Below are 14,436 nucleotides of genomic sequence, written 5' to 3' on the forward strand. Positions count from 1 at the left end.
CGAGGTTCTGCGCGACCTGCACGCCGGCCTTCGGGTCAGCCTGGTCGTCTTCGGAAACCAGTTTGAACGTGACGGCCTTGCCGGCGACCTTGATGCCGGCCTTGTTGAGTTCGTCCACGGCGAGCCGAGCGCGGCGGTGGCCGCGCGCGTCGCGCAGGCGCGGGCGCTGCAGCTCGACCGGCAGGGCAAGACGAATCACATGCTGAGCGGCCGCGAGACCGACGACCTGTGCCGGCCGACCGACGAAGGCGAGCGGCTGTTGCGCGAGGCCGGCGAGCGCTTCGGCTGGTCGGCGCGCGCGTATTTCCGCGTGCTGAAAGTGGCGCGGACGATCGCCGACCTGGCCGGCGACCCGCTGCCGACGGCCGCGCAGATCGCCGAGGCGATCCGCTACCGGCGCGCGCTCACGGCGCTCTAAGCGCCCTCTTAGGACAAAATCCGGCTGTCAAGACTTGACTTATGCACAATTTAGCGAATCCGGCCCCGGATCGCGGCTCGCCGGGGCCGTTGCGTGACGGAATCCGTATCCCTTTGTTTTCATTGATCTTTCCCAAACGGCACGTGCACGGCCAAATGAGCCGGAAGGCCGTCCGGTGAGGCTCGGCGGGAAATCCGGGTGACTTTTCAACAAAGTTATCCACATGCGCTGTGGATAGTCGAAAAAACCTCGCAAAATCCGGTCACTAGCGTCGAAAGCTGCGAATGAACTTTCAGTTGTCACAGCGTGTCCGGGGCGCTCGCGGGCCGCGATCAATCGAGTTTGAACGAGCCGAAAAACTGGTCGAGCTGCTCCTGCGCGAGCGGCCCGTCGGCGATCACGACGGCCTGGTACGCGTGCCGGCCGCGCGCGGCGAGTCGTGCGACGATCGTCTTGCGCGCGCGATCCCCGCCGGCGGCGGCCCCCGCGATACGCAGCTCGATCCCGTCCACCGCGCCGCCGGCCGCGAGCGGCACCGGCACCGATGCCGTCCGCGGCGCGCCTTCGAGGTTGCGCGACAGCCCGGCGCGCAGGAAGTCGAGCGCCGTGCGACGCGTGTCGTCACGGTCGTCCGGCAACGTCAGCGTGCCGACCGCGAACACCGCGCCGTCGACGTGCGCGGCCTGCATCCGCATCGGCATCGACGTGCCGCCGATCGCCACCGGCTGCTCCTCGACGGTCGGCTTCGCCGGCAGGTCGACCGTATAGCCGGCATCGTTGTGCAGCGTGCGCCAGTCGAACGACGGCGAGCACGCGGCCAGCGCGGCGCTGATGCATGCGAGCGCGGCGAAGTGTCGCAGCGGGCGAAAAAGGGGGCGCAACGAATCGATGACTTCCTTCGGCATGGCGTGGATCGGGGACAGGCAAAACCGGCATTATCCGCCGAACCTGACAACCGGAATGCGTGGTGGCCGCCGGTGCGCGCGCCGCATTCGCGCTAAAATGGGCGCCGAATTTCGACGTCCTTTGCATCGACCCGCGTCATCGACCGACTCCGAGAGCACCTGATGAACACCACGCCTCCCGCCCGCCGCAGTGCCGGCCCCGTCCGCTACCTCGTCGCGGCCGCCGTCGTCGCGGCCATCGCCGTCGCCGGTTTCTTCGCGTTCAACGGCAAGTCCAGCGTGCCGGACGCGACGTTCACGCTGCTGTCGGGCCAGAAGGTCTCGACCGCCGGCGACCTGAAGGGCAAGGTCTATCTGGTGAACTTCTGGGCGACGAGCTGCGCGACCTGCATGCAGGAAATGCCGCAGATGGTCGATACCTACAACCGTTTCAAGGGTCGGGGTCTGGAATTCGTCGCGGTCGCGATGAACTACGATCCGCCGATGTACGTCGCGAACTACGCGCAGACGCGCCAGCTGCCGTTCAAGGTCGCGCTCGACGACGGCAGCGTCGCGAAGCAGTTCGGCAACGTGCAGCTCACGCCGACGACCTTCGTCGTCGACAAGGACGGCAAGATCCTCAAGCGCTACGTCGGCGCGCCGCAGTTCGCGGAGCTCGACGCGCTGCTCAAGAAGGCGCTCGACGGCAACGCGGCCTGAGCGCCGCAAGATCCGGCTCGACGGGCCGCGCGCAGCGCCCTTCCCGCCTACACGGACCGTACGGCCGGGCAACCCGGTTCCGCGGTCCGTTTGCTTTTCAGCGCTCGGTTTCGCCTTTCGCCGACAGCCCGTAGCGCTTCATCTTCTCGTACAGCGTCGCCTTGCCGACGTGCAGCCGGTCGGCCGTCGCGGCGACCGCGCCGCCCGTCTGGTTCAGCGCCTCGGCGATTACCGCGCGCTCGAACTGCTCGATGCGCTCCTTCAGCGTCTGGTCGTTGTCCGCGCCGTCGCCGCCCGCGCCCGTTTCCTGCGGCATGTCGGCCACGCCGAGCACGAACCGGTCGGCCGCGTTGCGCAGCTCGCGCACGTTGCCGGGCCAGTCGCGCTGCATCAGGCTCGCGCGCTGGCGGTCGGTCAGCACCGGCGCGGGCCGCCCGTAGCGCACGGCCGCGTCGAGCATGAAGTGCTCGAACAGCGGCACGATGTCCTCGCGGCGCTCGGCGAGCGGCGGCAGCGCGATCGTCACGACGTTGAGCCGGTACAGCAGGTCGCGCCGGAACGTGCCGGCCGCGACGAGCTCGCTCATGTCGCCCTTCGCGGCCGCGACGACGCGGCAATTCACGCGGATCGGCTGGTTCGAGCCGAGCCGCTCCAGCACGCCGTCCTGCAGCACGCGCAGCAGCTTCACCTGCAGCGCGAGCGGCATGCTTTCGATTTCGTCGAGGAACAGCGTGCCGCCGGACGCATATTCGAGCTTGCCGACGCGGCGCTTCGCGGCGCCCGTGAAGGCGCCGGGCTCGTAGCCGAACATCTCCGATTCGAACATCGGCTCGGGCAGCGCGCCGCAATTCACCGCGATGAAGGGCTTGTCGCGGCGCGGCGACAACTCGTGCAGGCTGCGCGCGATCAGCTCCTTGCCGGCGCCGGTGTCGCCGTTGATCAGCACCGACGCGTCGGTCGGCGCGACGTTCGCGATCAGCTTGCGCACCTGCTCGATCGCGGGGCTGCGGCCGATGATGCGCGGCGCGACGACGTCCTTCCCGGCCAGCTCGCGCCGCAGCGCGTGATTCTCGAGCACGAGCTCGCGGCGCTCGAGCGCGCGGCGCACCGTCTCGATCAGGCGCTCGGCCGCGAACGGTTTTTCGATGAAGTCGTACGCGCCGTCGCGCATCGCCTGCACGGCCATCGAGATGTCGCCGTGCCCGGTGACGAGGATCACCGGCACGTCGGGCACGCGCTCGCGGCACTGCGCGAGCACGTCGAGCCCGCTCGCGCCGGGCAGCCGGATGTCGCTGACGATCGCGCCGGCGGTGTCCGCGACGATCGCCTTCTCGGCCGCTTCGGCCGACTCGAAGCCGGCGACGTCGAAGCCCGCCAGCTGGAGGCTCTGCACGCTCGCCCGGCGAACGAGCGCATCGTCTTCGATATAGATCACTTGCAGCCGGTTGGCCATCGTACTCACTTGCTCCTGACAGGCCGCGCGGCTGTGTCGCGCGCGGCTGCGTTGATGCCGGTCGTGCGCCGACCGGGCCTGCGACGGGTCTAGTGCGAACCCGCCGGCTCGGACACGGAGTCCGGATGATGCGTGCGTGCGCGCCGCAGCGTCAAGACGAACAGCGCGCCGCCCGACGGCGCGTTGCGCGCGGTCAGCGCACCGCCCGCGTCGCTCGCGATCGACGACGAGATCGCGAGGCCGAGACCGAGCCCGCGCCCCATTTCCTTCGTCGTGAAGAACGGTTCGAACAGGCGCGGCAGCAGGTCGGGCGCGATGCCGGAGCCGTTGTCGCGCACTTCGACCGCGAGCGTCGCGGCCGACACCGCGATCGTCACCTCGATCGCCGGCGCCGCGACGCCGGCCACCGCGTCGAGCGCATTGCCGAGCAGGTTGATCAGCACCTGTTCGAGGCGCAAATCCTCGCAGCGCGCGACGAGCGCCGGATAGTCGCGCGCCAGGTCGAGCGGTTCATCGTGCGCGGGCGACACGGTCGCGTCCTGCAGCGTCAGCGTGAGCGCGACGCCGCTCAGGCGCTCGCCCAGCAGCGACAGCACGCTGCGCAGGGCGCGCACGACGAGCGCCTGCTCGTTGCGCGGCTTCGCCCGGCCGACGAACAGCTTCAGCTGGTTCGTGATCTTGCCCATTCGCTCGGTGAGCGCCGCGATCGCCTCGAGGTTCTCGCGCGCGGCTGCCTGCTCGCCGCGATCGAGCAGCACGCGCGTGTTGTCCGAGAAGCTGCGCAGCGCCGCGAGCGGCTGGTTCAGTTCGTGCGTGATGCCGGCCGCCATCTGGCCGAGCGCGGCGAGCTTGCTCGCCTGGATCAGTTCGTCGTGCGCGGCGCGCAGCTCCTGCTCCGCGCGGATCCGGTCGCCGACTTCCTTCTGCAACTGCGCGTTCGCTTCCGACAGGTCGGCCGTACGCTCCTCGACGCGCCGGTTCAGCTCCGCGTACGCCTGCTGCAGCAGCGCGCGGCCGCGGATCATTTCGCGCACGCGCGCGCGGCGCATCCGCCAGTAGAACGCGAGCAGCGCCACCGACACGAAGCCGAAGCCCGTGACGATCGTCGCGTTGCGCGCATCGGTGTCGACGGGCGCGATCGGCGCGAGCGTGACGAGCAGCCAGTCGGGCTCGCCGATCCGGCGCTTGCTGGCAAGGAAACGCGGCGCGCGCCGGCCGGGGCCGAGGCGCACGATCTCCGCATCGGCGCCGAGCGTCTGCTCGATGCGCAGCGGCAGCGGCGTGACCGGTTGCTGCGCGTACTGGCGCGTCTCGTAGATCGACGCGGCCACGGGGCCCGTGAGCGGGCGCAGCGTGTGGTACTTCCACGCGGGCACCGACGACAGGAACACGACGCCGTGATCGTCCGCGACGACGAGCGGCTCGGACGCATCGGCGCCCTGGAACCATTCGAGATTGAGCTTCACGACGACGACGCCCGCGATCCTGCCGTCGCGCCACACGGGCTGCGAGATGTAGTAACCGGGGTCGCGCGAGATCGTGCCGATGCCGAAGAAGCGGCCGACCTGGCCGTTCATCGCGTCGACGAAATACGGGCGGAAACGGTATTCGATCCCGACGAAGCTGTCGGGCGCGCGCCAGTTGCTGGCCGCGACGCACAGGCCGTCCGCGCCGATCACGTAGGTGACGGTCGCGTGCGCGTGTTCGTTGAGATCTTCGAGATAACGGTTGACGCGCGCGGTGTAGTCGCCGCGCTTCGGCTCGGCGAGCAGGTCCTGCACGTATGGATGGCTGCCCAGCAGGTAGGGCAGGGACTCGTAGCGGTCGAGCGTGCTCTTGAGCGCGTTGGTGGTGCGATCGACGCGCACCGCGGCATTGCGCTGCAGCTCGGCGACGCCGCGCTGCCAGGTGACCGTCCAGGTCAGCGCGCATGCCGCGACGAGCGCGGCGGCAAGCACGACGAGGATGAGCAGGCGGCGCGTCACGGTCGAGGCTTCCTGGCGATGCGGATCGCCTATTGTGTCATAGGCCTCCGCATCCACGGGTCGAGCGCCGCGCCCCGCGCCGCCGGCGGCGGGCGCCGCCGCCTGCTCCTTCATGACGTCAGACGCCGGCCGTCTCGGTCGGCGTGACCTCGCCGCCGCCCTTCAGCGCCTGGCGCAGCTTGTTGCGGTCGAGCTCCTTCTCCCACGCGGACACGACGATCGTCGCGACGCCGTTGCCGACGATGTTGGTCAGCGCGCGGCATTCGCTCATGAAGCGGTCGATGCCGAGGATCAGCACCATGCCCGACAGCGGGATCGTCGGCACGACGGCCAGCGTCGCGGCGAGCGTGATGAAGCCCGCGCCCGTCACGCCGCTCGCGCCCTTCGACGTCAGCATCGCGACGGCCAGCAGCGTGAGCTGCTGCATCCACGTCAGTTCGATGTTGGTCGCCTGCGCGATGAACAGCACGGCCATCGTCATGTAGATGTTGGTGCCGTCGAGGTTGAACGAATAGCCGGTCGGCACGACGAGGCCGACGACCGAACGCGAGCAGCCCGCCTTCTCGAGCTTTTCCATCAGCTGCGGCAGCGCGGCTTCCGACGAGCTGGTGCCGAGCACGATCAGCAGCTCTTCCTTGATGTAGGACACGAAGCGGATGATCGAGAAGCCCGTGAAGCGGGCGATCGCGCCGAGCACGACGAGCACGAACACGACCGACGTCAGGTAGAACGTGCCGATCAGCTTGAGCAGCGGCACCAGCGAGCCGACGCCGTATTTGCCGATCGTGAACGCCATCGCGCCGAACGCGCCGATCGGGGCCAGCTTCGTGACGATGTGCACGATGCCGAACAGCACGCGCGTGAGCCCGTCGATGAAGTCGGTCACGACCTTGCCGCGCTCGCCGAGGTGCGCGAGCACGCTGCCGAACAGCAGCGCGATCAGCAGGATCTGCAGGATTTCGCCCTGCGCGAACGCATCGACCATCGTGTTCGGGATGATGTGCATCAGGAAGTCAACCGTCGACTGCCCGTGCGCCTTCGCCGCGTACGACGCGACGGCCTTGCCGTCGAGCGTCGCCGGGTCGATGTTGAAGCCGACGCCCGGACGCAGCAGGTGCGTGGCCGCGAGGCCCAGCAGCAGCGCGAAGGTCGACACGATCTCGAAGTACAGCAGCGCCTTGCCGCCGACGCGGCCCACCTTCTTCATGTCCTCCATGCCGGCAATGCCGGTGACGACCGTACAGAAGATGATCGGACCGATCACCATCTTGATCAGCTTGATGAAGCCGTCGCCGAGCGGCTTCATGTCGGTGGCGAGCGCCGGGTAATAGTGGCCGAGGATCACGCCGACGATGATGGCGAAGATCACTTGCACATAGAGCACTTTGTAGAAGGGTTTCTTCTTCACGATGGTTCCTGCTGAAGTAGATGAGCCGGTGGATACGGCGTCACGCGCGCAGGCGAATGTCTCAGGGGAAAGGCCACTCGCCCGCGCGGCTGCCGTGCCGCAACAAGCGATGCCTCAGGACATCCGGAGGGGGAGGAAGGCGTCGGTCATCGTTGTCTCCTTGCTTGCTGTAGTAGTTCGGCCGGGGGGAATGGCCGTGCGTTTTATATCGCAAGGTCGATGCCAGGTTTCCGGAACCCCTCAAACCGTTGTTTTCATTGTATTTCCCATAATGCGGCAGGCAAGGAAATCCGGGATTCCGGATTTCCGGAAAATATCCGTCCGGCGATCCGGACGGATTCCCTAATTCTTCAGATGAATCAGTGCTGCACGGCGCGGCCGGCCAGCAGGCCCGTCTGCGCATAGAACTCCTGCTGCGCGAACGCGTCGCGCTCGCGCCGGGCGCGCTCGCCGCGATCCGCGAGCGAGCCGACGACGATCCCGACGAACGCGAGCGGCACCGATACGAGCGCCGGGTTGTCGAGGAACACCGGCGCGTGCGCGTGATGCAGCACGTCGACCCACACCGATTTCGACAGCACCGTGAGCACCACCGCCGACGCGAGGCCGAGGCCGCCGCCGAGCACCGCGCCGCGCGTCGTCATCCCGCGCCAGAAGATCGACATCGCGAGCACCGGGAAATTCGCGCTCGCGGCCACCGCCGCGACGAGCCCGACCATGAACGCGACGTTCACGTGCTCGAACAGGATCGACAACCCGATCGCGACGGCCGACAGCACGATCGTCGACGCGCGCGAGATGCGCATCTCCAGCCGCTCGTCGGGCTTGCCGCGCGCCCACATCTGCGCATACAGGTCGTGCGAGATCGTCGTCGCGCCGGCGAGCGTCAGGCCCGCGACCACCGCGAGGATCGTCGCGAACGTGACGGCGGCGATGAATCCGTAGAACCAGTTCCCGCCGACCGCCTGCGCGAGCTTCACCGCGACCATGTTCGAGCCGCCGAGCAGGTCGTGCGTCAGGTTGAACGTGCCGTTCGCGCCGAGCCTGAAGAACTCCGGATGCTGCGCGAGCAGCACGATCGCCGAGAAGCCGATCACGAAGGTCAGCAGGTAGAAGTAGCCGATGAAGCCGGTCGCGTAGAGCACCGACTTGCGCGCCTCCTTCGCGTTCGGCACCGTGAAGAAGCGCATCAGGATGTGCGGGAAGCCGGCCGTGCCGAACATCAGCGCGATGCCGAGCGACAGCGCGTTGGCCGGGTCGCGGATCAGCTTGCCCGGCCCCATGATCGACAGCGCACCCGGATGCACGGCCACCGCGCGGCGGAACATCTCGTCGACGCTGAAGCCGAATTCGCCGAGCGCGAGCAACGCCAGCAGCGTCGCGCCGCACAGCAGCAGCACGGCCTTGATCACCTGCACCCAGGTGGTCGCGGTCATGCCGCCGAAGAACACGTAGACGACCATCAGCACGCCGACGATCAGCTCGGCCGTGCCGTACGACAGCCCGAACAGCAGCTGGATCAGCTTGCCCGCGCCGACCATCTGCACGACGAGGTACAGCACGACGATCGTCAGCGCGTTCGCGGACGTCAGCAGCCGGATCGGCCGCTGCGCGAAGCGGTACGCGACGACATCGACGAACGTGAACTTGCCGAGGTTGCGCAAGGGCTCGGCGATCAGGAACATCACGAACGGCCAGCCGACCAGGAAGCCGATCGAGTAGATCAGCCCGTCGAAGCCGAACATGAACACCATGCCGGACAGCCCGAGGAACGACGCGGCCGACATGTAGTCGCCGGCGATCGCGAGCCCGTTCTGCAGCCCGGTGATGCCGCCGCCGGCCGTGTAGAAGTCACGCGTCGAGCGCGTGCGCCGCGCGGCCCAGCGCGTGAGCGCGAGCGTCGCGAACACGAACGCGAAGAACATCCCGATCGCGACCGGGTTCAGTTCGACCTTGTCGGGCATCGGGCCCGCGACGGATACCGCTTGCGCGGTGGAGGAAACGAGAACGGCCAGCGCGCCGAGCGCGCTCGAAGTGCGTCGCATGTCGGCCTCCGTCACGAACGCTGCAGGATCGCGTCGACGCGGCGGTCGAACGCACGGTTCGCGCGCAGCACGTAGCACGCGGTCAGGCCGATCGCGACCAGGATGATCGCGACGCCCGCGGCGATGCCGACCGTCGTCGTCGCACCGCGGTACAGCGGCGCCGCGAGCACGTGCGGCGCGAGCGCGACGAGCAGGATGAAGCCGTAGTAGGTCGCGATCATCAGCGCCGTCAGCGTGAAGCTGAAGCGGCGCCGTGCGCGCACGAGCTGCTGGTAGTCGCGGCGCGCCGTGACCGATTCGATGACGGAAAGCTCCATGGTGTCTCCAATGTCCTCTCGTCGATGTGCGAGAAGTGTCTTGTGGATGGCCGGCGCGCCAATCGATCCGCCCGCGCCGTGGCGGCACATCGATGCGTTACACGACGCGATCCGCGCGCAGCCGCGCGACCTCGTCGGCCGACATCCCGAGCCAGCCGCCGAGCACCGCATCCGTATCGGCACCCAGTACCGGCGGCGCACCGCGCACCGGCAGCCGCGCGCCGTCGAAGCGGTACGGCGGCGCCAGCACGTCGACGCCGCCCGCGACCGGATGCGGCTGCCGCGTGACGAGCCCGGCGCGGGTCGCGCGTTCGGACGTCAGTGCCTCGTGCAACCCGAGCACTTCGCCACATGGAATACCGGCATCGGCGAGCGCGGCGAGCAGTGTCGCGCGCGAGCGTCGAGCGAGTTCGCGGCGAATCTCCGGCAGCAGGTCGGCGCGGTTTTCCGAACGGCCGAGGTTGGTCCCGTAACGCGCGTCGGCCGCGAGATCGGGACGCTCGATCGCATCGCAGAAGCGTGCGAACTGCGTGTTGTTGCCGACCGTGATCACGAGCGGGCCGTCGGCCGCGTCGAACACGCCGTACGGCACGATCGACGGATGCGCATTGCCGTAGCGCGGCGGGTCCTCGCCCATCAACAGCGCGTCGAGCCCGTAGTACGCGGTGATCATCAGCCCGCAGTCGAACAGCGCCATCTCGATGCGCCGCCCGCGCCCGGTCGCATGGCGTTCGTAGAGCGCGGCGAGGATCGCCTGCGCCGAGTACATGCCGGTGAACAGGTCGACCGCCGCGACGCCGAACTTCAGCGGCGGCTGGCCGGCCTCGCCGTTCAGCGCCATCAGCCCGGCCTCGCCCTGCACGACGAGGTCGTAGCCCGGCCGCGCGGCCTCGGCGCCCGACCGGTCGTAGCCGGAGATCGCGCAATGCACGAGGCGCGGATTCAGTTCGGCCAGCGCGTCGTAGCCGAGGCCGAGCTTCTCCGCGCCGCCGAACTTGAAGTTGTGGATCACCACGTCGGCCTGCGCGGCCAGGTCGCGCGCGATGCGCTGGCCCGCTTCCGTCTGCAGGTCGAGGCAGATCGAGCGCTTGCTGCGGTTCACGCTGTTGAAATACGTGGTTTCGGTGTCGCCGATCCGCAGCCCCCAGTCGCGCGTGTCGTCGCCGCGCACCGGATGCTCGACCTTGATCACTTCCGCACCGAAATCGGCGAGCACCATCGCGCACCACGGGCCGGCCAGCACGCGCGAGAAATCGAGCACCTTCACGCCGGCCAGCGGCAGCGCGCGCGGGTCGTTCTTCATTCTTGTCTCCTCCATTCGCGTGCTCGTCCTTATTGTTTCGACAGCGCGATGTAGCGCGCGAGATGGTGATCCTCGTCGCCGAGCTGGTGATCGATCATCACGAGCCGCTTCGCGTAATGCGACAGCGGCAGCTCCCAGGTCATCCCGATCCCGCCGTGCAGCTGGATGCTTTCCTCGGCGACCAGCGTGCCGATCCGGCCGATGCTGTACTTGGCCGCGGCCAGCGCGCGTTCGCGCACCGCGCGCGGCGCGTCGAGCTGCGCGGCCGCGTTGATCACGGCCGAGCGCGCCTGCTCGACCTCGAGCAGCAGGTCGGCCATCCGGTGCTGCAGCGCCTGGAAGCTGCCGATCGGCAGCCCGAACTGCTTGCGCGTGCGCAGGTAGTCGAGCGTGTGCTCCTTCGCGACATCCATCGCGCCGAGCGCTTCCGCCGACAGCGCGAGCAGCCCGTAGCCGAGTACGCGTTCGAGCAGCTCGGCGCCCGCTTCGCCGTCGTGCGCGCCGAGCGCCGCATCGGCCGCCAGCGCGACGCGTTCGAAGCGCACCTCGGCCGCGCGGCCGCCGTCGATCTTCCGGTAGTCGCGCAGCGACACGCCCGGCGCATCGGCCGGCACGACGAACAGGCCGATGCCGGCCGCGTCGTCGTCCTGCCCCGACACGCGTGCGCTGACGACGAAGAACGCCGCCTGCGCGGCCTGGTCGACGACGCCCTTCGCGCCCGTCAGCACCCAGCCGTCGCCGGTGCGTTCGGCGCGCGTGCGCACGGTCGTCAGCTCGTAGTGCGAGCCCGGTTCGTCGTGCGCGAACGCGGCGCTCGCGCTGCCGTCGATCAGCGCGGCGAGCCTGTCGCGATGCGTATCGCCGCCGGCGAGCGACAACGCGCGGCCCGCGAGCAGCGCGCCGAGGAACGGCTCGACGACGAGCCCGCGCCCCAGGCATTCGAACACCACGGCGATGTCGAAGCCCGCGCCGCCGAAACCGCCGTCGGCTTCGGGAAACAGCGCGCCGACCGTGCCGAGTTCGGCAAGGCGCTGCCACATCGCGCGATCGAAGCCTTCGGCCGACTGCGCGATGCGGTCGCGCACCGGGAACGGGTACTGTTCGGCGATGAAGCGGTTCAACGTGTCCGCCAGCATCCGGCGGTCTTCTGTGTGCTGGAAATCCATCGTCGCGTCCCTCGTTACAGCCCGAGCATCATCTTCGCGATGATGTTCTTCTGGATCTCGTTCGAGCCGCCGAAGATCGACAGCTTCCGGTTGTTGAAGTACTGCTGCGCGGCGCTCGCGGCTTCGTCCGGGCCGACCGGCTCGCCGTCGTAATCGGCAGCGAGCGCTTCGTCGACGAACGGCAGCGCGTACGGCCCCATCGCACGCCGCATCAGCGCGGTGATTTCCTGGCGGATCTGCGTGCCGCGAATCTTCAGCATCGAGCTTTCCGCGCCCGGCACGCCGCCGCCCGCGACCGCGGCCAGCACGCGCAGGTTGGTCGTGCGCATGTTCTCGAGTTCGATCTCGACGCGCGCGACGCGCGCCGCGAAGAACGGATCGTCGGCAAGCGGCCGCCCGTTCTTCGTGACCTTCGCGGCAACCGCGCGGAGCCGGTCGAGCGCGGCCGTCGAGAAGCCGATCCCCGCGATGTTGGTGCGCTCGTACGTGAGCAGGTATTTCGCGTAGGTCCAGCCGCGGTTCTCCTCGCCGACGAGGTTCTCCACCGGCACGCGCACGTCGGTGAAGAACACCTCGTTCACTTCGTGCTCGCCATCGAGCGTGATGATCGGGCGGACCTCGACGCCCGGCGTGTTCATGTCGATCAGCAGGAAGCTGATGCCTTCCTGCTTGCGCACGTCGGTCGCGGTGCGCACGAGGCAGAAGATCATGTTCGCGTAGTGGCCGAGCGTGGTCCAGGTCTTCTGGCCGTTCACGACGTAGTGATCGCCATGGCGTACCGCGCTCGTCTTCACCGCCGCGAGATCGGAGCCGGCGCCCGGCTCCGAGTAGCCCTGGCACCACCAGTCGGTGCCGTCGAGAATGCGCGGCAGCCAGTGACGTTTCTGCGCTTCGTCGCCGTACTTGATCAGCACGGGGCCGAGCATGTTCACGCCGAACGGCACGATACGGGGCGCGCCAGCGAGCGCGCATTCGTTGTCGAACAGGAACTTCTGCGCGACGCTCCAGCCGGGGCCGCCGTATTCGCGCGGCCAGTGGCTCGCGAGCCAGCCGCGCGCGTTGAGTGTCGCGTGCCATTCGCGCATGTCGTCGCGCGTGAGATGCAGGCCGCCCTTCACCTTGCGCGCGATGCGCTCGGGCAGTTCGGCTTGCAGGAAGCGCTGCACTTCCGTGCGGAAGGCTTCCTCTTCGGGCGTGAAATTGAGGTCCATCTTCGTTCCGTTGCGAATGCGGTGGGCGTTCAGTCGACGCGGTTCAGGCTCGCGAAATCCGCGCCGCGCGCGACGAGATCGACGAGCAGCGGCGACGGCTTCCAGAACAGCGGATCATCCTTCGCGAACGCGCGGATATCGGCGAGCACGTTCGCGAGGCCGATCGTGTCCGCGTAGTGCATCGGGCCGCCGCGATAGCGCGGGAAGCCGTAGCCGTACAGGAACACCGCGTCGACGTCGAGCGGGCGCAGCGCGATCTTCTCGTGCACGACGTTCGCGCCTTCGTTGATCATCGCGGCGAGGTAGCGGCGCAGGATTTCGTCGTCGGTGAACGTACGCGGCGTGATGCCCTTCCTCGCACGCTCGGCCGCGACGATCGCGTCGACTTCCGGGTCCGGCGTGCCGACACGCGCGCCGTCCGGGTACAGGTAGTAGCCGCGCGCGGTCTTCTGCCCGAACCAGCCGCGCTCGCACAGCCGGTCGGAAATCTCGACGTAGCGTGCGCGCGGGTCGCGCGTCGCCGCGCGGCGCTTGCGGGTGGCCCAGCCGATGTCGCCGCCCGCGAGGTCGACGACCTGGAACGGGCCCATCGGGAAGCCGAAGTCGCGCACCGCGCGATCGATCTGGTACGGCGACGCACCGTCTTCCATCAGGTAGTCGGCCGCCGTGCGATAGACGGCGAGGATCCGGTTGCTGATGAAGCCGTCGCACACGCCCGCGCGCACCGGTGTCTTCTTGAGTTGCTTCGCCAGCGCGAACGCGGTCGCGACGACGTCCGCGCTCACGCGCGCCGGCACGACGATCTCGAGCAGCTTCATCACGTTGGCCGGCGAGAAGAAATGCAGGCCGATCACGTCGGCCGGCCTGTCGATGCTCGCGGCCAGCGCGTCGATGTCGAGATACGACGTGTTGGTCGCGAGCACCGCGCCCGGCTTGCACACGCGTGCGAGTTCGGCGAACACGGCCTGCTTCACCGCCATGTCCTCGAACACGGCCTCGATCACGACGTCGGCCTGCGCGAGCGCGTCGTACGACGTGCTGCCCTTGAAGCGCGCGAGCCGCGCCGCGTGCGCGGCCGGCGTCATGCGCCCTTTCGCGACGAGGCCGTCGTACACCTTCTCGACGTGCGCACGGCCGCGCGCGAGCGATGCTTCGTCGCGCTCGATCATCGTTACCGGCAAACCCGCGTCGAGCGCCGCGACCGCGATGCCCGCGCCCATCGTGCCGCCGCCGACCACGCCGATCCGCTCGACCGGCCGCGCACTCGCGCGCCGCGCCTCGGGCGCCTTCGCCGCTTCACGCTCGGCGAAGAACGCATGCACGAGGCCCGCGCGCTGCGGACTGTCGAGGCATTGCAGGAACAGGCCGCGTTCGAACTTCATCCCCGCGTCGAACGACTGCGTGAGCGCGGCCTCGACCGCGTCGACGATCTTCGCCGGCGAGAACAGCCCGCGCGATTTCTTCGGCAACTCCGCACGCGCCGCGTCGATCGCGGCCTGCGCGGCCGCACGGTCGGCAAGGCCCCG

General features: G+C 68.8%; 11 protein-coding genes and 1 pseudogene. 2 read left to right on the forward strand and 10 right to left on the reverse strand.

All coding sequences use genetic code 11. From position 1 onward, the window contains the following. Window positions 1–418 (forward strand): annotated as a pseudogene (locus G3N62_RS30020) (hypothetical protein); the annotation flags it as partial. Window positions 419–750: 332 nt separating this feature from the next. Here G3N62_RS30020 and G3N62_RS30025 read toward each other — a convergent pair. After that, on the reverse strand, window positions 751–1,323 hold the full coding sequence (locus G3N62_RS30025; RefSeq protein ID WP_124670222.1) for a hypothetical protein: 573 nt from the start codon (window positions 1,321–1,323) through the stop codon (window positions 751–753). A gap of 162 nt (window positions 1,324–1,485) precedes the next feature. On the opposite strand from G3N62_RS30025, the gene G3N62_RS30030 reads away from it, so the two are divergent. After that, window positions 1,486–2,022: a TlpA disulfide reductase family protein gene (locus tag G3N62_RS30030; protein ID WP_059558783.1), complete on the forward strand. Its 537-nt coding sequence runs from the start codon at window positions 1,486–1,488 to the stop codon at window positions 2,020–2,022. A 97-nt stretch (window positions 2,023–2,119) separates the two neighbouring features. On the opposite strand, the gene G3N62_RS30035 is transcribed toward G3N62_RS30030, so the two are convergent. The 9 genes from G3N62_RS30035 to G3N62_RS30075 all read right to left on the reverse strand — a co-directional run. Next, complete coding sequence (locus G3N62_RS30035) at window positions 2,120–3,475, reverse strand: sigma-54 dependent transcriptional regulator (RefSeq protein ID WP_034189213.1); 1,356 nt, start codon at window positions 3,473–3,475, stop codon at window positions 2,120–2,122. Window positions 3,476–3,564: 89 nt separating this feature from the next. Next, window positions 3,565–5,574: an ATP-binding protein gene (locus G3N62_RS30040; protein ID WP_059558786.1), complete on the reverse strand. Its 2,010-nt coding sequence runs from the start codon at window positions 5,572–5,574 to the stop codon at window positions 3,565–3,567. 4 nt (window positions 5,575–5,578) lie between these two features. Continuing rightward, entirely contained in the window at window positions 5,579–6,868 is a 1,290-nt protein-coding gene (locus G3N62_RS30045; RefSeq protein ID WP_034189211.1) for a dicarboxylate/amino acid:cation symporter, read from the reverse strand. Window positions 6,869–7,227: 359 nt separating this feature from the next. Next, window positions 7,228–8,913, reverse strand: coding sequence for a cation acetate symporter (locus tag G3N62_RS30050; protein ID WP_124670223.1), 1,686 nt, complete (start codon window positions 8,911–8,913; stop codon window positions 7,228–7,230). Between the two features lie 11 nt (window positions 8,914–8,924). After that, window positions 8,925–9,230, reverse strand: coding sequence for a DUF485 domain-containing protein (locus tag G3N62_RS30055; protein WP_014895931.1), 306 nt, complete (start codon window positions 9,228–9,230; stop codon window positions 8,925–8,927). Between the two features lie 97 nt (window positions 9,231–9,327). Next, entirely contained in the window at window positions 9,328–10,533 is a 1,206-nt protein-coding gene (locus G3N62_RS30060; protein WP_124670224.1) for a CaiB/BaiF CoA-transferase family protein, read from the reverse strand. A 29-nt stretch (window positions 10,534–10,562) separates the two neighbouring features. Continuing rightward, window positions 10,563–11,699, reverse strand: coding sequence for an acyl-CoA dehydrogenase family protein (locus G3N62_RS30065; RefSeq protein ID WP_124670225.1), 1,137 nt, complete (start codon window positions 11,697–11,699; stop codon window positions 10,563–10,565). A 14-nt stretch (window positions 11,700–11,713) separates the two neighbouring features. Continuing rightward, complete coding sequence (locus tag G3N62_RS30070; RefSeq protein ID WP_124670226.1) at window positions 11,714–12,910, reverse strand: acyl-CoA dehydrogenase family protein; 1,197 nt, start codon at window positions 12,908–12,910, stop codon at window positions 11,714–11,716. Between the two features lie 29 nt (window positions 12,911–12,939). After that, on the reverse strand, window positions 12,940–14,436 hold a 1,497-nt coding region (locus G3N62_RS30075), incomplete at its 5' end, for a 3-hydroxyacyl-CoA dehydrogenase NAD-binding domain-containing protein (protein ID WP_206141387.1).

The organism is Burkholderia sp. Tr-20355 (genome assembly GCF_017104685.1).
GTDB classification, from domain to species: domain Bacteria; phylum Pseudomonadota; class Gammaproteobacteria; order Burkholderiales; family Burkholderiaceae; genus Burkholderia; species Burkholderia seminalis.

Coding starts and splice junctions, on each gene's coding strand:
- G3N62_RS30025 (WP_124670222.1), bottom strand. CDS start 1,323: ATGCCGAAGGAAGTCATCGATTCGTTGCGCCCCCTTTTTCGCCCGCTG.
- G3N62_RS30030 (WP_059558783.1), top strand. CDS start 1,486: ATGAACACCACGCCTCCCGCCCGCCGCAGTGCCGGCCCCGTCCGCTAC.
- G3N62_RS30035 (WP_034189213.1), bottom strand. CDS start 3,475: ATGGCCAACCGGCTGCAAGTGATCTATATCGAAGACGATGCGCTCGTT.
- G3N62_RS30040 (WP_059558786.1), bottom strand. CDS start 5,574: ATGAAGGAGCAGGCGGCGGCGCCCGCCGCCGGCGGCGCGGGGCGCGGC.
- G3N62_RS30050 (WP_124670223.1), bottom strand. CDS start 8,913: ATGCGACGCACTTCGAGCGCGCTCGGCGCGCTGGCCGTTCTCGTTTCC.
- G3N62_RS30055 (WP_014895931.1), bottom strand. CDS start 9,230: ATGGAGCTTTCCGTCATCGAATCGGTCACGGCGCGCCGCGACTACCAG.
- G3N62_RS30060 (WP_124670224.1), bottom strand. CDS start 10,533: ATGAAGAACGACCCGCGCGCGCTGCCGCTGGCCGGCGTGAAGGTGCTC.
- G3N62_RS30065 (WP_124670225.1), bottom strand. CDS start 11,699: ATGGATTTCCAGCACACAGAAGACCGCCGGATGCTGGCGGACACGTTG.
- G3N62_RS30070 (WP_124670226.1), bottom strand. CDS start 12,910: ATGGACCTCAATTTCACGCCCGAAGAGGAAGCCTTCCGCACGGAAGTG.